Source organism: Geodermatophilus tzadiensis (genome assembly GCF_003002915.1).
Lineage (GTDB): Bacteria > Actinomycetota > Actinomycetes > Mycobacteriales > Geodermatophilaceae > Geodermatophilus > Geodermatophilus tzadiensis.
The window spans coordinates 1-15,970 of record NZ_PVTG01000028.1 but is presented as its reverse complement, the minus strand read 5'-3'; the positions used below and the strand labels follow the sequence as shown (position 1 = coordinate 15,970).

The window sequence follows — 15,970 nt, the reverse complement described above, 5'->3', positions numbered from 1 at the left end:
ACGTGCCCGAGGCCCGGTTGCTGTTGTTGGCGTTGGCGATGGCCTGGAACACCTCGAGGTGCTCCAGCACCTTCCCGGGAGGCACGTCCACCGCGGTCACAGCGACCACTCCGGCGTGGTCGGCTTCGCAGCGGCGGACACGTCTTCGGCGCTCCCGGCGCCGGTGCCCAACAGCACGAGGGCCGCTGCGGCGGCCACGGTCCGGTGGTGACGGGTGCGGTGGCGCATGGGATCTCCCGAGGCAGGGGCCGATCGGGGCTCGACCGGCACGGATTGCACTTTCGCCCCGTCCAATCAGGGGATTCGAAGCGTTCAGCCAGAAAGGTTAGGCACGAGCCGTCACCGGATCGTCACGTTCGTGTCACGGCCACCGCGGCTGATCAGTGACTAGCTGTGGGCGCTGGTCGTCGCGACCGCGCCGGAGTTCTCGGACGAGGTGCTCACGGGATGGGCCCGTTGCGAGGGTGCAGCCCCGCGCCGAGTAGGCGCGGTCCGGCTGCGCCCCGGGACACCGGCGACTGGCTCCTCGCCCCGGCGCCGGTCCGAGCCGGGCCCGCCGATCCGGCACGACGTCTCACAGCGGCCGGCGGTGACGCCCAGCCGCCGGACGACCACCCTCCCGGTCGGGACAGCTGGGGACCGGCGTCGTGGTGCATTGTCGTGGACGCTGTGGCCCACGGAGAGCTACCGTCGGTCCGTGCCCGGACGCGCGACCTCCTTTCCCTGCCCCCGGCTGCCGAGCAGCCGTGCGGGCTCCGAGGTCTGCCGGTAGTCCCGTTCACGGAGCCGTCGGCCGGGGGGATCCACCACCCGACCGACACCCCGAGGGGACTCCGTGACCACCCTGCTCTCCGCCCGTGACCTGCAGGCCGCGCTCGAGCTGCGCGACCTGTCCGACCCCGCCGGTGGGCCGCACGCGATGCAGCTGCTGCTCGAGGACGTGCTGACGGCCCTGACCGACGCCTGGGACTGCACCCTCGACCTGCAGCGGCGCCGGCCCCTGGTGAGCGTCGAGGACAACTACGACCGCCTCGGGTACACCACCGAGGACGTCACCCGCGACACCCGGTACAGCCGCTACGCCGCCGAGACGGTCATGCTGCGCAGCCACACCAGCGCCGGTGTCCCGCCCGCCCTGCGGGCTCTCGCCGCGAGCACCCACCGGAGCGCCGCGGCGGTCGACGTCCTGCTGGCGCTGCCCGGCCTGTGCTACCGCCGGGACAGCATCGACCGGCTGCACGTGGGCACCCCGCACCAGGTCGACCTGTGGCGCATCACCGCCGGCGGACCCGACGGGCGAATGGACGAGGACGACCTGCAGCAGATGATCGAGCTGCTCGTCCACGCCGTCCTCCCCGGGGCACCCTGGCGCACCCATCCGGCCCGGCACCCCTACACCCGCTGCGGCCTGCAGATCGACGTGCACACGCCGACCGGCTGGATGGAGCTGGCCGAGTGCGGGTTGGCCGCCGACCGGGTGCTGGCGGGGGCCGGCCTGGACCCCACCCGGTGGAGCGGCCTGGCCCTCGGCATGGGCCTGGACCGGGCGCTCATGCTGCGCAAGGGCATCGACGACATCCGCCTGCTGCGCTCGACCGAGCCCCGCATCGCCGCCCAACTGCTCGACCTGCGCCCGTGGCGGCCGGTGTCGGCGCAGCCGCCGGTTCGCCGGGACCTGTCGATCGTCGCCGACCCTCCGGTCGACGCCGAACTGCTCGGCGATGCCGTCCGCGCGGCGCTCGGCCCCGCCGCCGAGGACCTGGAGTCCGTGACCGTCGTGGCCAGCACCGGCTACGCCGACCTGCCGGCCGCCGCCCGCACCCGGCTGGGCCTGCGCCCGGATCAGGTCAACGTGCTGCTGCGCCTGGTGCTGCGCCCGCTCGCGGGCACCCTGACCGACCGGCAGGCCAACGAACTCCGCGACGAGGTCTACGCCGCCGTCCATCGCGGACCTCACCGGGAATGGGCCGCCTGACCGTCGCTCCGGGTCGACCGGGCCGAACCGGGTCGATGGCTGGCGGCCGGTGGACCCCAGTGTGCGTAGGCGACCGCGGGGCGGTGACGATGTCAGCAGTCCTCCAGGTAGGGCCTCACCGCCTCGCGTCCCCGATCATGAGCGCGCCGCAGGGGGCACGACGAGGGCAGCCCTTGAGAATCGGGCTCGATCCATCGACATCCACGAGGATCGTCGGGCGGACACTCGGTTCAGGTCGTCCGCGGCGCAGGGCTTCCATCCGCGAGAATGCGTCGCTGGCCCAGCTGCGGCACGCGCCCTCGTGCTGCGGTGATGCCGCGAAGCCTCGGTCTGTCGACGCCTGGGTGACGCGTATCAGGCCGGATGGCTGAGCGCTCTTCTCGATCGGCGGACTGCAGCGGGCTGGGGGCAGGCTCCCGATCCCGCCGTGATCTGAGATCAGGTCCTGTGGAGGTCCGGTGGTGTCCGACGAGCCGCGGCAGGCCAACGGGCGGTGGGCCAGGTCTGGATCACTCATGTCCGACGAGAGGTCGCCGCAGAGTCCGTCAGCCTGTCGTTCGACCGACGAGGCACTCCGGACGGAGCGGGTCGGATCTGCGTCGTCGATGTCGCGGTGCCGTCCTGGTCGGAGCCGGCTGCCCTCGCAGCATCGAGGGGTTCTCGGCCCGGGCGAAGCGGCGGGCGCCGGGTCGGCGGAGAGGACACGGTCGAGGTGGACGAACAGCTCAGGGAGGACAGCATGGCCAGCCAGCGGCCGGACACCGGGGTGCACGGGGTGATCGCGGCTCTCGACGAGCTGCGCCGGCAAGGTGTGCGTCGGGCGCGGATGCGCCTGAAGATGCCGCAGGGCAACGCCATCGTGCTGGCCGTGTTGCGGTCGCGCGCACACCGTCTGCTGAGCGCCTCTGCGATCGAGTTGCGCTACGTCGGGCGGCGTAGTGGGCGGCAGTACGTGGTGCCGGTGCAGTACGCCCGTGCCGGTGACCACCTCGTCGTGTGGCCTCAGCACTGGCAGCGCGCCACGTGGTGGCGCAACTTCCGTACACCGCAGCCGGTGAGCGTGCGCCTCACCGGTCGACTGCACGAGGGCATGGCGCGCGTGGTGGATCCGGGCGACCCGCAATGGCACTCGGCCAGGCATGCCTACGCCGTGCGCTGGCCGCGGATGGCGCCGCGCGTGACCGGACCGCTGGTGCTGATCAGCTTGCGACCTCCGAGGTTCGACGTCGGGTTCACGACGCCGAGCCTGGGCACCCTCGCCCGCATCTGGACGCGCCATGCCGTGCCACCGGACTGACGTTCCCGCAGGAACGCCGTCAAGGAGCAGCGTCCCCCGGCAACGCGATCAACCAGGCCACCCCTTGGAATACGTCATCCAGGCCCAGCCGGTCGGGTGTTACCGACGCCAGGGACGACTTCGCACGACACCTGTCCCCGGCCTGCGGCTGCGCTTTCCGGGGACACGGACGGCGACCGTCGTAGGAGCACCGCACGGTCACCTCGCGACGAGGTCCTCGAGACCGGCCGTTGCAAGAGCTACCCGCAGGCGAGCGAGGATCCGAGCACGTGTCGGACCGATGCTGCCGACTGGCATGCCCAGACGGGCGCTGATGTCCTGGTAGCTGATCGGAGGAAACGCCATCAGCAGCTCCATCAGCTGGCGGTGCCGGTCGGGGAGCTCGGCCAGCGCTCGACGGACCAGTACCTGGTGCTCCTGTTGCAGCACGGCCGCCTCGGGACCGTCCTCCCGGAGGCCGTCGTAGCGTGCGCCCGCCCCCAGGCCGCGGTGGTCGTCCCAGTCGGTGAGCTGCTCACGCCCGCTCTGACGGATGACCTGCAGGCACACCCGATTTGCGGTCGTCTTCAACCACCCCGCCACGTGGTCGGGTTCTCTGAGGTCGGCGACGTGCTCGACCAGTCTCAGCCATGTCGTCTGCACCGCGTCTGCGGTCTGGGCCTCGTTGAGCCGGAACCCGCGGACCACCGACCACAGCAGACCGGAGTACTCGTCGACGATCGCATTCCAGGCCGCCGCATCGCCCTCGGCAGCACGGTGGATCAAGACGGTGACCTCGGGAGGCTCCATGTCCCTGTTCCTCTCGTCCGTTCGGCGCACCGCGCCGACACGGGAGAGGTTCGGGAGGCCGTGCTAGCGAAGCGCCAGCCGGACGAAGCGCCTGGTCAGAGGTCGGAAGGAACGGGCGGCCCTCAGCTGCGGGGCGTCAGCCGCTGCGCGAGCGCGCGCGTCCGCGGCTGGGGTGGCACACCCAGATCGCGCAGCATCTGCTGGCAGCGGCGCAGGGCGCGGTGGGCGTCGACGAGGTCGCCGTCCGCGAGGTGGACGGCGACGAGCAGCTGGTGGGCGTCCTCGGAGCACTCGTCGCCCCGCAGCGCACGCTCGGCGAGGGTCCGGGCCGTCGAGGTGTCCCCCCGCGCCAGCAGCAGGTTGCCGGCCCGGACGGCGCTGGAGACGAACAGGCTCCGCACGCGGTCCCGCTCCCACTCCAGCCAACTGGCACCGGTCACGTCGGCGAGGAGGTCCCCACCCCACAACTCCACCGCCCGCAGGTAGGCCGGCAGTGCCGCCGAGGGCGCGCCCTGGCCCTCCAGCCGGGCGGCCTCGTCCAGGACCCGCTCGAACTGCAGCACGTCGATCTCAAGCGCGCCGTCGGTCACCAGGTGCAGCACCGGACCGGCACTCCGGAGGAAGTACGGCGGATCGAGCTCACTCCGGTCGGGCTCGAGGAGGTTCTGCAGGTACGTGAGGGTGACCCGCAGGTTCCGGCCGGCCGCCGCGTCGTCGAGGTCGGGCCACAGCTCAGCGGTGATGGCGGTCCGGGTCGGCCGGTCGTGGAGGAGCAGGTAACCGAGGAGTTGACGCACCCGCTCCCGGCGCAGCTCCGGCGCGGCAACGACTCCGCCGTCGCGGCGCAGCTCCAGCGGGCCGAGGACGCGCAGGTGCAGCCGTACGGTCGGCACCGCCGGGATCGCACGCAGCAGCGAGCGAGCGGTGGCCGCGAGGGCCGGGGGCGCCGTCGCGGCCTGGGCCCGCAGGGTCGTCCGGGCGGCAGGACCGAGATCCTCGACGAGCGCCCGTGCGCCGTCCTGACCGGCGGCGGCGATCGCCAGGGCCAGCTCGGCCACCCACGGCACCGGCAGGAGGGCGCGCAGGACCGGCCAGGCGCTGGGCGGGACGGCGCCGGCCGCAGCCGCCGACCCGCGCTCGCGCAGCTCGACGAGCGCCCGGGCTCCGGCGTGCAGGTTGGCGAGGGCCCCGGGGGGTGGGTCGGCGTCCCAGCGTCCCCGGACCTCGGGCACGAGCACGTAGAGCAGCGGCAACGCGACCGGGGAGACCCGGATCGTGCCGGAGTTGCGCCCACCGCCGGGCGAGCTGATCGACCGGAGGATGGCGGCTGCCCGTTGCTCGTCTCCCGAGGAGAGGGCGTGGAAGACCTCCGCCAGCGTCCCCGCGACGGGCGCCCACGCAACCGGGGACCCGCGCAGGATCGATTGCGACGTCTGGAGCAGCTCACCGGCCTCCGTCCGTCGTCCGAGGACGTCGAGCAGGGAGACCGCGCAGGTCACCAGCTCGGGTGAGGTCAACACCTTGGCCGGGCGCATGTCGGCGAGCAGGTACGGCAGCAGCCGCTCCGCCTCGTCCAAGCGCCCCCGCAGGCGGAAGGACTCAACGAGGAGGGACCGCGCAAGGCCGTGCATCGTCGTCGCCGGGTGGGACAGCGCACGGCGGGCCAGTACCTCGCCGGTCGAGGTGTCGCCCAACCTCAGCAGGACGAGTTGGGCGTGCAGCCAGTGGTGCACGGGGTTGAGCGCCGTCCGTGACATGAGACTGGGGTCCGCCAGCGCGGACCGGACCTCGTCGGTGTTGCGCGCCAGGATGCCGCGGACGAGCGCGACGAACGTCGAGGCGCCAGGGTGCTCATCCGCCGGCAGCTCCTCCAGCAGCAGCGCCATCCGGTGGCGATCGTTGCGCCAAAACGCCAGCTGGACCAATCCGTTCACACAGGCGTAGCGCAGGTCGCGGTCCCCGTGCGCGCCGGCGAGCGCCTGCATCAGGAGCTCCTCGGCCGCGCCGGGGCTGGTCGGCTGCGCCGCCATGGCGGCGAGCAGCAGGCCCTCGGGGCTCTGCTGCACCTCGCGCGGTAACCGGCGCAGCCACGACTCGAGGACATCGGTCGGCACCAGCGCGGTGCAGCACTCGCACACCTCGACGACCAGCCGGCGGACGTCCTCCCACGCCTCGGCGTCGAGCAGCAGGCCCATCGCCTCCTGGTACTGCCCCCGGCCGCGAAGGACGGCGGCCGCGGTCCGCCGCGCCTCGGCCACCTGCCCGGAATCGAGGTGGTGCTGCAAGGCCGCTGCCCACAGCCCGTGCAGCGACCACCACCCGGACCGGGAGGGCACGACTAGGGGCAGCCCGTCCAGCAGGGACCGGAGGTCCACGTCCCGGCCGACCAGCGCGGCGGCGATCTCCTCGTCCGCCCCTCCCACGGCGACGAGCAGCGCCAGTACGTGGCGGCGCTCCGGGGACAGCTGGGCCAGCAGCTCCTCCCAGACGTACCCGCTCACGGCGAACGGGCCCGCAGTGGCCGTCAGTTCGGCCAGGGCCGGCCAGCCCCCCACGTCACTGAGAAGCTCCGGGGGGACACCTCGGGACTCGGCGAACGCGGCCACCTCGTCCTCACGGAACTGCAGGTCGTCCTCCCGCAGCACCAGGGCGTGCCCGGTGGCCACCAGTCGCGAGATCGACAGCGGCAGCGGCGGACGGGAGGCGAGGACGAGGTGCCCGTTCCGCGGCAGCTCCTCCACCAGGTGGCCGAGAAACTCTCCGGCCGGAGATCCCCGGGTCACCAGGTGTACGTCGTCGAGGACCAGCGCGATGTGGCGCGGGGCCGCGCTCCACAGCGCCTCGGCGACCGCGACCGCAGCCTGCCGCGGGTTCTCCGGCACCGGGGCGGTGAGACCGACCGCGGCGAAGGCACCGGAGGCCAGGACCGAGAGCGTGGTGTCGTCCCGCTGACAGGTCAGCCAGCGGTCCTCCCCCGCCGGGGAGAGCGCGTTCTCGCTGACCGCCTGACCGAGCAGCGTGGTCTTGCCGAAGCCGGCGGATGCCACCACCACGGTCAGCGGACGCTCGAAGCGGCTCCGCAGGGCGTCCAGGAGCCGGGGCCGCACGATCAGGTCCCGGCTGGCGAGCGGCGGTGTGTACCTGAGCGCCCGGCTCATGGGCCGACTGTAGGCACCGTGTCACCGTCGGCACACCCGGATTCCTCACCGCTGACGCACGGCTAGCGCCGTCCTCCGACCCGACTCCCTCGCTCCTCGTATCAAGGTCGGGCGTCGCGGCCTCTGTCCGGTATCGATCTCATCCGGTCCCCACCTGCGTCTCCTCGGTCTGCCGGTGAGAGGACGAGTGCCGGAAGGAGGCGGTCATGGGCCGCAACGGTCGCTGTTCGTGGGACGACGGGCAGGTGTTGAGCCTCGTGGCCCAGGCGCTGGATGACGGGGATGCAGGCTGTGACGAGTCCCCGACGTCCTCGGCACAGGACCACAAGCCGACCGAACTCTGCCTGGCCGACGTCGTCGACGCGGGGCGGGCCGCCTTTGTCTGGCTGGACGTGATCGTCTCCCTGCGGCACGTCCCTCGGCACGACGGACTGCTCCGAGAGCCTCGACGCGTCATGAGCCTGGCTCCGACCGCACTGTCCCCCTGATCGGGACAGCCGGTCGGGCGAGGCGCTGACTCGCGGTCCTGCGACGACGTCCCCCGGCGACGTGCATGACACGACGGTGACGGCCCGGTGACGGGCCCGACCGTAGCGTTCGACGGCGTCACGTCTGGAACGCGCGTCGCCGGTCGGGTCGTGCGTCAGGGGCGCCGGGGACGGCGTGGACCGGGCTGTCCACCTGGGGCTCGGTCGGGAGGAGCAGCTCATGCGACAGCTCGTCGTCTGTTGCGACGGCACCTGGCAGAAGCCTCATGACCGGACCAACGTCCACCGTCTCGCGGCCGCCTTGGCGCCGGTGGACGCGAACGGCCACGAGCAGCGGTGTCAGTACTTCCCGGGCGTCGGCGCCACCGGCCTTCTCGTCACCCGGGTGACCGGCGGCGTAGCGGGCAAGGGCCTCTCGGAGAAGGTGATCGAAGCCTACTGCTGGATCGCAACCACCTTCCGTGAAGGTGATCGGATCTCCCTCTTCGGGTTCAGCCGCGGCGCGTACACGGCGCGCAGCCTGGCCGGGATGATCAGCGCCTGCGGCCTGCTCGACCTCTCCGGCATGTCCGACAGAGCGGCGCGGGGACTCGTCGAGCGGGTGTACGAGGAGAAGTACCGGGAAGGCAACCAGGCGCAGCCGAGCTGGCGGCGCGGACTCCGGTTCGCCTTCGATCCCGAGCAGAAGGCCGACATCCCCGTCCGGTTCATCGGCGTCTGGGACACCGTCGGGTCCCTCGGGATCCCCGATCACCTCGGCCTGGTGAACCTTGCCGACTCACCCCTGCGCTACCAGTTCCACGACGTCACGCTCAACCCCTGCATCCCGCACGCACGTCACGCCGTCGCGCTCGACGAGTTCCGCGGCCCCTTCGCCCCCACTCTGTGGTCAGCACCGGGGCCCGGGCAGGACGTCGAGCAGGTCTGGTTCCCGGGCGACCACAGCGACGTCGGGGGTGGGCACCGCGAGACGGGTCTGTCCGACGGAGCCCTGCTCTGGATGATGACCGAGGCCACCGAGGCGGTGGGGCTCGCCTTCGACCAGGTCGCGGTCCGGGCCGTCCGCGCGGATCCCGCCGACCGGATCCACGGTGACGTCCGCAGCGTGTCCGGGCCGGCTGGGTGGGCGGCCGAGGCGCTGTTCCAACCCCGGCCCCGCGCCGTGCCCCTCCTCGACCCTCGGTGGCCGAACGATGCGGCGGTGCACGCCTCCGCCTACGCCCGGCAGCAGGAGCAGGGCCTCCAGGACGGGCCCTACCGTCCCACCCGTCGGCTCGCCCCCCGGGAATCCGCGACCGTGGAGGTCCGCGCGGACGACTGCTGGACCGAGACCGGTCTCTACCTCGAGGCGGGCCTGCACCGGTTCACCGCCGAGGGCTCGTGGCGCAGTTCCACGTTCGAGTCCGGTCCGGCCGGTGAGGCCGGCGGTCGCCTGCTGCGGCCGCGCGCCATCGGTCAGCTGGTCGGCACCCTGGTGGGACGGGCCGAGGAGGTCTATCGGCGGCTCACCGGCAACCGGGCCGCGGACTTCTACGGAGCGCGCAGGGAAGAGACGCTGCCCTGGATGTCGCTCGTGGGTGTGCTCGCGAACGAGGTCTCCGACGTCCCGCCGCAGCAAGCACGACCGCACGAGCGGATCGCCATCGGCGCAGGCGTCGAGCACGACGTGGCCCGGCCCGGGTATCTCTACGCCTTCGCGAACGACGCCTGGGGCTTTTACGGCAACAACTCTGGCCGGGTGCGGCTCACCGTCACCCGCGTGTGACCAGCCGCCGTTCCACAGCCGCCGGGATCATGGCGCCGTCACCACCGCGGCCGCCCCGGGGGACGGCGCGGTGATCGTCGGCGCGCACGGCGGCGAACCGGTGCGGGTGTGCGGGTCAGCGCAGCCCGGTCGGCCACCGGAGCCGGATCACGCCGCGTCTAGCCTCCCGTCCGGGCGTCAGGCTCTCGTTGGCCAGGTAGACCCCCTCCGGGCCGGGCACCGCGGAGGCCACGGAGACCAGCTCCGGTCCTCGGTACATCGCCGACCACAGCGGGGTACTGCCGTCGGGGCTGACCACGAGCACGCCGGTGCGTCCGGCCTGCCGCAGCAACAGGCGGGCAGGCAGGCGCATGACCAGCGGCTTGACCCAAGCATGCGCGTGCACCCAGGTGATCAACCGGCCGCGCTCCGCGAACAGGGCGACCCAGATCCGCCCGTCGGCGTCCCGGTCCATCCCATCGGCCATGCCGGGGAGGCCGTCGAGCACCACGTCTGCGGCTCCGGCCCGGGGTCCGCGCAGGTGGAAGCGGGTCAGCCGGAACATCGACGTCTGCGTGACGAGGACGGACTCCTCGCGCGGGCGCTCGGGGTGCGGGTCGAGGAGCACCGCGTTGACGAAGTGGAACCCGGCCGCCACCAGTCGGGTGGTTCCGGTGTCCAGGTCGTGTCGCCACAGCCGGCCGTTCGGGGCGAGTGCGATGGCCTCGTCGACGGCGTCGTCCACCGACGCGCCGATGTAGTCGAACGGCTCGGAGAAGTAGATGCGCCGGCCGTCATCGCTGACGTCGAGGTTGTCGCACACGGCCAGCGGGCGGCGCGGCCCGGTCCGTCCGGGTCCGGCCTCGGGCGCGGTCGGGTCGTCGTCGGCGTACACGACCGGCCCGCGCGGTCGGCCGTCGTCGGCGGGGACCTCGAGGACGAGTGGTTCGACCAAGCCGTCGTGCCGCGTCAACCGGTACAGCCCCGGGGAGGCGACCATGCCCGTCCCGTCGGGTCCGCCGTAGGACCCGGCCACGCAGAGGTAGACCCGGTCGGGGTCGTCGGGCGCTTCGTGCAACCCGTAGGCCATCGACGGCAGCGCGACGAACGGCTCCGCGGCGTGGGTCCGGGTGTCGACGGTCCAGATCCGCCGGTCGGTCGCTGTGACCAGCGCGGTCGCGCCGGCGTCGACGAACACCAGGTCGTCTATGCCCGGCAGGTCGGACGGGAACCGTTCCAGGTCCCGGGCGAAGTCGGCGGAGTGGTCGACCGCCGCGACCGCCGCCGCAGTGGACCCGTCGATGTGCAGGGGGTCGGCGATCTCGATCTCCGGCCGGGGCGCCGACCGCCGCCACCACACCAGTCCGGCCAGCAGCGCCAGCCCGAGTCGGATCACGAGCGGGCTCCGCGTCCGCTGTGGTGCGGTTGGCTGTCGGTGGCCCGCAGCCAGGCGGTGGTGTCCTCCAGCGTCCTGGTCAGCGGACGCGGGCTCCAGCCCAGCTCCGTGCGGGCGAGGGTGGTGTCGTACCAGGCATAGCGCCCGAGCAGCTGCAGGACCTCGGGAGCGACCGGGAGCTCCTTCCGGCGCAGTCTGCTCACCAGGTCCGCGACGGCCACCGCCGCGTGCAGCAGGGCGACCGGCGCCCGGAACCGGGGCGGGTCGACGCCGCCGATCGCGGCCACCTGCTCGAGGAAGCCGTCGGCGGTGACGTTGTCCCCGCTGAGCAGGTAGCGCCGGCCGGACACTCCCCGCTCGGCCGCCAGCAACATGCCCGAGGCGAAGTCCCGGACGTCGAGGCAGCCGAATCCCCCGACCGGGATCCTGACCCGCATCCGGCCAGTGAGCAGCGCCCGGACGAGCCCGTTCGCGGGCGCTCCCACGGGGTCGTCCGGGCCGAAGGTGAACGACGGGCACACAGCGACCACGCTGAACCCCGGCCGGGCCAGCGCCAACGAGGCCCGCTCGGCGTCGCCACGGAGGACCGCGTACGGGAGCGTGAACGCGTGCTCGGCCGGGTCCGCGGACTCGTCGAGCGGCTCCGGCCTGCGGTTGACGCCGATCGTCAGGGCGCTGCTGGTGACGACCGCGGTCCGGACGCCGTTGGCCGCGGCAGTTGTCAGCAGACGCTCGGACCCGAGGACGTTGACCCGCCGCATCTCTTCGACCGTCCTAGGGCCGCCACCCATCCGGACCCTGAAGGCCGTATGCAGCACCGTGTCGACGTCCGCACAGGCTGCCCTCACCACCGCGGGGTCCTCGAGGTGTCCCTCGGCCTCCTCGACGTCCCACTGTTCCAATGGCCGCCGGTCGCTGTCCCGGAACTCCAGGACGCGTGGCCGGACCCCGCGCTCGTTGAGCCGCCGGACCACGTGCGACCCGAGGAAGCTCGCGGCGCCGGTGACGAGGACGCCGCTCACCGCGGGCCTCCGCCGACGCCGATCCGCAGGCTGCGGGCGTACAGGTTGTGCTCGTCCAGTTCCAGCTCGGTGCGGCGCTGCAGCCTCCCCAGCCGCAGCACGGCCCGCAGCGACTCCTGCAGCGTGATCTCCGACGCGTAGCGGCCGAGGCACTTATGGCGCCCGAACCCGTGCTGCAGGTAGAGCCGGCTCTGCGGGGCCTCGCGGGCGCGCTCGGCGTCCTGCCGGTAGCCGACGAGCTGCTCGTCGCGGGTCACATCGAAGGCCAGCGGGTGCGGCACCGTACGCGGGTCGCGCATCGCGCCCGCGTAGCCGACGAACACCGGGGTGCCCCGGCGGATCGGGAGGCCGCCGAGCTCCGCGCCGTCGGCGGTGCACAGCCGCAGCAGCACCTCCCCCTGCGGCCGCAGCCGCAGGGCCTCGAGAGCGTAGGCGCGCAGTCTGGCCAGTCCCGTCTCATAACCCGGGTCACCGCGGTCCAGGCGGGCGAGTCGCACCGCGTCGTCGTAGCTCGCCCCGTCGACCGTCTCGTACTCGCCCGCCTGCAGGCGCAACATCGCGTCGACCACCCGGCAGGTCGCCTCCTGCGGGTTGACGACCGCACCCACCACGACACCGAAGACGTTCGACCGGATCATCGAGTCGGACAGGCGCCGCGCCAGCTCCCCCTCGGGCGGCGCGGCGCCGAGCAGCGCGGTGACGTCCTCCGTGAGCGAACCCTCCTCCGCTCCGCCGACCTCCTGTTGCAACCTGAGCAACCGGGTGAGCAGCGTGTCCGGGACGGGCTCACCGCGGAGCAGCCGCTGCTTCTGCGCGACCAGCAGCGCGTGGATCCAGGCGGTGAGGTACTCGGTGGCGACCAGCCCGCGCTCGCGGGCCTCGGCGAACCACGGGCTGGCCTGGTTGAAGTTGTTGAAGGTGTTGCGGAAGACGTCCTTGATCCAGCCGAAGAGATCGCCGGCCGTGGGGACCCGGCCCTCCGCGATCTGCTGGAAGGCGTAGACCCGGAGCAGCGCGTCGTCGAGGGGGAACGGGTCCCCGCCGTTGCACCCGTCCAGGGCCGACGGTTCGCCGAGTTCCGCAGCCGGCACGCCGAGGTAGTCGCCGACGATCCGCATCGGCACGGTCCTGGCCAGGGTGGGGACGACGTCGACCACGCCGTCCTCGGCCGACGCGGCCGCGCTGGCCCAGCTCTCGGCCTCCGCGCGGACCAGGGCGGTGAGCCGCGGCTCGTCGGCGCGGGACACCGTGCGGCGCAGGAGCACGTCGTCGATCCGGTACAGGTCGTCGTCGTCGGTGCCGAGCAGGAAGTGGGAGAAGGCGCCGGGGTTCCTCGTCCGGTCGTCGGTGGCCCGGGCCATCTCTCGCGCGTACAGGTCCACGGTGAACAGGTCGGGGCGCGACAGGCAGGTGATCACGTGCTCGTGCCGCGCAACGACCACCGGGCCGAAGGCCGGCCGGAAGACCGGCATCACCGCATCGGGCTGGTCGAGGAGTTGCTGCAGCATGTCCAAGGGGGCCGTGGCCACCCAGGTCGAGACGACCCGGCCGACCGCCTCGCCCCGTCGCTGAGCCGCCGCAGCGAAGGCCGAGGAGGCGGCTTCGGCGACCTTCCGGTCCTGCTCGTAGAGCTCCGGGTCGCCGCTGTACTCCGGGGCGGCCGGATCGGGCATCGGGGGTGGCGTCGGCGGGAGCGGGGTGTCCGCCTCAGCGGTCGAGACGTCGTCGAGAAAACTGCCCGGCGTCGGGGCGGTCGCGGTCATCAGGGGCTCCAGGCGCTCGGTCTCAGGGTGCAGGCGTGTCGCTCAGGAGGCGGAGAGCAGTGATGCTGGGGACGAAGAAGTACTCGCCGCCGCGCACGGTGACGAAGCGCGGGAGCCCCCTGAGCCAGCGCGGACGCCGTCCCTGCCAGGTGAAGGTCCCCCCGCCCGGCCCGGCGATCGGATCCGGGTCGTCCTGCAGGCCGTCGAAGTCCGGCGCGTTGATCCACTCACGCTGCACGAACTCGTACTGACGCTCGATGCTCGCGTTCAGGAAGACCCCGACGAGCCCCCGGTCGGCGCCGTCGTCGGACGCTCCGTCGTCCAGCTCGGGGCCGTACGGCAGCCCTCGACGGATGAGCAGGTGCCGGCGCTCGGAGGGCGAACCCGTGCGCGGATGGGCACGTCGCACGTGCGCGCCCCGCGGGCAGCAGAAGCCGAGCTCGTCGTGGAGGTAGTCGAAGGCGTTGTTGTGTTTCGCGCAGGAGGCCAGGAGGGGATCGTCGGCCCGTTCGGCCAGCGCGAGCGGTGCTCCGCTGGGCCAGCGCCCCATCAGTTTCGCGGCCAGGAGGTCCGGATCCCCTCTCCCCTCGGCATGCAGGAAGCGGCGGAACGCGGGGACGTCCTGGGAGAGCTTGCGGTACACGGCGTAGGTGCCGTTGCGTCCGAGGAGAGCCGGGTGCAGTGCGCTGACCGCATCCCGCTCGTCGGGGTGGCCCAGCAGGAACTCCCCCGGCTTCACCGGCGGCCGACCAGGCGGTGCGTGCTCCTCCAGGCCGCTGCCGCGCAGCACCGGTTGGGAGATGCCATCCCGGAAGCCGAAGTGCTCGCGCTCGGCGTGCGCGCCACCGAGCGCGGCAGCGTGTTCGCAGCCGACCTCCTCCAGGCCGCCCCCGGCCCCGGCCCGCTCGCGAAAGGCGCGCACCCGCTGCTCGAGCTCGCCCCGTTCGTGCGCGGAGAGCATGAGCATCGCGTGCACGCCGCGGGAGGCGAAGGGTGGCTCCGGCTCCCAGTTGCCGAGGAGGTCGTCGCCGACGTCGCCCAGGTGCTCGGCAGCACGCGCGGCCATGCCCTGGCGGAAGGCCGCCGGAAAGCTGTCGAGGGACTCCGTCGGCAGGTCCAGCGCCTCCAGGCCCGGGTAGGTCAGTGCCACGTTCGCGCACCACGACGGTGCGGCGTCCCACTCCTCCGCCGTGGTGACCGGATCGACCATGTCGGCCAGCCACTTGCGAGCGGCCGGCCCGTCGGTGAACCGGTAGAACAGGTATGCGGCGTGGGGCATGCGGTACCCGCGCAGCACGAACCCCTGGATGTCGCTGCGGTCCAGCACGGTCGTCTCCGACTGCATCGTCCGCAGCTACCGGCTGGCTTCGTCGAGCGCGTCGATGAAGCTCTGCTTCAGCCGCAGAGCGCTCTTCACCTCGCGCACCGTCGCCATGGGATAGGCCCGGTAGTAGACGTCCGACGGCAGCGAGTTGTCCTTGATGTACTTCTTGAACGCCTCGATGTCGGTGGCGCCGCCTTCCGGCCATCCCACGCAGTTGTCGTAGATCAGCTGGAAGGACTCATGCGCCTTCTCGGCGAACGCCTCGATGTACCGGTCCCACGGGCCGTCGTAGTTGGTGGTGAACAGCAGGCCTCCCTCTTCACCGCAGTCGGGGAGGATCACCCATCGGGCGAAGTGGACGGTGCCGATCTCGTCGAGGGGACCGAGCTGGCCCGACGCGATGCGCTCCCCCACTGTCGCCAGGACCTGCTGCAGCTGCTGCCGCCGGCCGGGCTTGATGTGCACCAGCGCGGTGAGGGCCTGCGTGCCCCTGGCCAAGGGCGAGCTGGCCGAGTCCTCGGTCACGTCTGCCGTCCGCGAAGTCGTGGTCACGGGATGCTCCTCTCGGGACTGCGGTTGCATTCGGCGCGCTCTCCGGCGGGACGCGGGTGTGCCCGGGCCTGTCAAAGGCGCGTCGCTGTCCCGCGCCGCGCCGGAGTCGAGGGGAAGGTCAGCTGCCCGGTCACTCGGCGACATGAGGACCACCTCCCGACGCGACCTGCTCCCGCGTCGGCCGGGAGCTGTGCGACAGGCGCAGCATCGCGAGCAGCCCGTCACGGCGGCGTCACCGCGCAGGTGACGACACCCGTCAGGGTCGGCACCTGCCCAGGGGCCCGACCGTCGGGCACGCCTCCAGGCCGGCTCAGGGCTGGTTCGGGCCACCTCGCGCGGGGAGTGGGGTGCCGTTGACCTTCTCGACTGAAGTGACCCCCGTCGGCTGAACACCTCCAGACTTGGCGCAAGCCGAGGAGGGAGGGCCCGGGTGGGCCGACGGAGCAAGTACCCCGAGGAGTT

At 72.6% G+C, this 15,970-nt stretch carries 11 protein-coding genes; 4 read left to right on the top strand and 7 right to left on the bottom strand.

The genetic code is table 11. The features are described 5' to 3' along the window. Window positions 1-835: 835 nt before the first annotated feature. Window positions 836-1,975 carry a PheS-related mystery ligase SrmL gene (gene srmL / locus LY71_RS22960; RefSeq protein WP_106282233.1) on the top strand — a complete coding sequence of 380 codons (1,140 nt, stop codon included), beginning with the start codon at window positions 836-838 and terminating at the stop codon, window positions 1,973-1,975. Between the two features lie 712 nt (window positions 1,976-2,687). Beyond that, window positions 2,688-3,272, top strand: a complete 585-nt coding sequence (locus tag LY71_RS22955) for a nitroreductase/quinone reductase family protein (protein ID WP_106282231.1) — start codon at window positions 2,688-2,690, stop codon at window positions 3,270-3,272. A 198-nt stretch (window positions 3,273-3,470) separates the two neighbouring features. Here the strand turns inward: LY71_RS22955 and LY71_RS22950 are convergent, their stop codons facing one another. Together LY71_RS22950 and LY71_RS22945 are read right to left on the bottom strand one after the other, a co-directional pair. Beyond that, a complete protein-coding gene (locus LY71_RS22950) occupies window positions 3,471-4,061 on the bottom strand; it encodes an RNA polymerase sigma factor (RefSeq protein WP_106282229.1) in 591 nt (196 codons plus the stop codon). Between the two features lie 122 nt (window positions 4,062-4,183). Beyond that, window positions 4,184-7,219: an AfsR/SARP family transcriptional regulator gene (locus tag LY71_RS22945; protein ID WP_106282227.1), complete on the bottom strand. Its 3,036-nt coding sequence runs from the start codon at window positions 7,217-7,219 to the stop codon at window positions 4,184-4,186. 206 nt (window positions 7,220-7,425) lie between these two features. Between LY71_RS22945 and LY71_RS22940 the strand changes: the two genes are divergently transcribed. Together LY71_RS22940 and LY71_RS22935 are read left to right on the top strand one after the other, a co-directional pair. Then, window positions 7,426-7,707 (top strand): hypothetical protein, encoded by a 282-nt coding sequence (locus LY71_RS22940; protein ID WP_106282225.1) that lies wholly within the window; start codon window positions 7,426-7,428, stop codon window positions 7,705-7,707. Between the two features lie 220 nt (window positions 7,708-7,927). Next, window positions 7,928-9,472 carry a DUF2235 domain-containing protein gene (locus tag LY71_RS22935; protein WP_106282235.1) on the top strand — a complete coding sequence of 515 codons (1,545 nt, stop codon included), beginning with the start codon at window positions 7,928-7,930 and terminating at the stop codon, window positions 9,470-9,472. Window positions 9,473-9,587: 115 nt separating this feature from the next. On the opposite strand, the gene LY71_RS22930 is transcribed toward LY71_RS22935, so the two are convergent. Genes LY71_RS22930 through LY71_RS22915 form a run of 5 tightly spaced genes read right to left on the bottom strand, consistent with a single transcriptional unit; the run spans window position 9,588 to window position 15,508 of the window. Further along, window positions 9,588-10,847 carry an SMP-30/gluconolactonase/LRE family protein gene (locus LY71_RS22930; protein ID WP_106282223.1) on the bottom strand — a complete coding sequence of 420 codons (1,260 nt, stop codon included), beginning with the start codon at window positions 10,845-10,847 and terminating at the stop codon, window positions 9,588-9,590. Next, window positions 10,844-11,869 carry an NAD-dependent epimerase/dehydratase family protein gene (locus tag LY71_RS22925; protein ID WP_170121462.1) on the bottom strand — a complete coding sequence of 342 codons (1,026 nt, stop codon included), beginning with the start codon at window positions 11,867-11,869 and terminating at the stop codon, window positions 10,844-10,846. The genes LY71_RS22930 and LY71_RS22925 overlap by 4 nt, the downstream gene beginning before the upstream one ends. Then, entirely contained in the window at window positions 11,866-13,632 is a 1,767-nt protein-coding gene (locus LY71_RS23250; RefSeq protein WP_146146227.1) for a cytochrome P450, read from the bottom strand. Before LY71_RS23250 ends, LY71_RS22925 begins: the two co-directional genes overlap by 4 nt. A 22-nt stretch (window positions 13,633-13,654) precedes the next feature. Next, window positions 13,655-14,959 (bottom strand): Dyp-type peroxidase, encoded by a 1,305-nt coding sequence (locus LY71_RS22920; protein ID WP_211297501.1) that lies wholly within the window; start codon window positions 14,957-14,959, stop codon window positions 13,655-13,657. A 27-nt stretch (window positions 14,960-14,986) separates the two neighbouring features. Next, window positions 14,987-15,508, bottom strand: coding sequence for a hypothetical protein (locus LY71_RS22915; protein WP_106282217.1), 522 nt, complete (start codon window positions 15,506-15,508; stop codon window positions 14,987-14,989). Between the last annotated feature and the right edge of the window lie 462 nt (window positions 15,509-15,970).

What these genes read in the sequence shown, in the direction of transcription:
- LY71_RS22950 (WP_106282229.1), bottom strand. Translation starts at nt 4,061, where the DNA reads ATGGAGCCTCCCGAGGTCACCGTCTTGATCCACCGTGCTGCCGAGGGC.
- LY71_RS22945 (WP_106282227.1), bottom strand. Translation starts at nt 7,219, where the DNA reads ATGAGCCGGGCGCTCAGGTACACACCGCCGCTCGCCAGCCGGGACCTG.
- LY71_RS22940 (WP_106282225.1), top strand. Translation starts at nt 7,426, where the DNA reads ATGGGCCGCAACGGTCGCTGTTCGTGGGACGACGGGCAGGTGTTGAGC.
- LY71_RS22935 (WP_106282235.1), top strand. Translation starts at nt 7,928, where the DNA reads ATGCGACAGCTCGTCGTCTGTTGCGACGGCACCTGGCAGAAGCCTCAT.
- LY71_RS23250 (WP_146146227.1), bottom strand. Translation starts at nt 13,632, where the DNA reads ATGACCGCGACCGCCCCGACGCCGGGCAGTTTTCTCGACGACGTCTCG.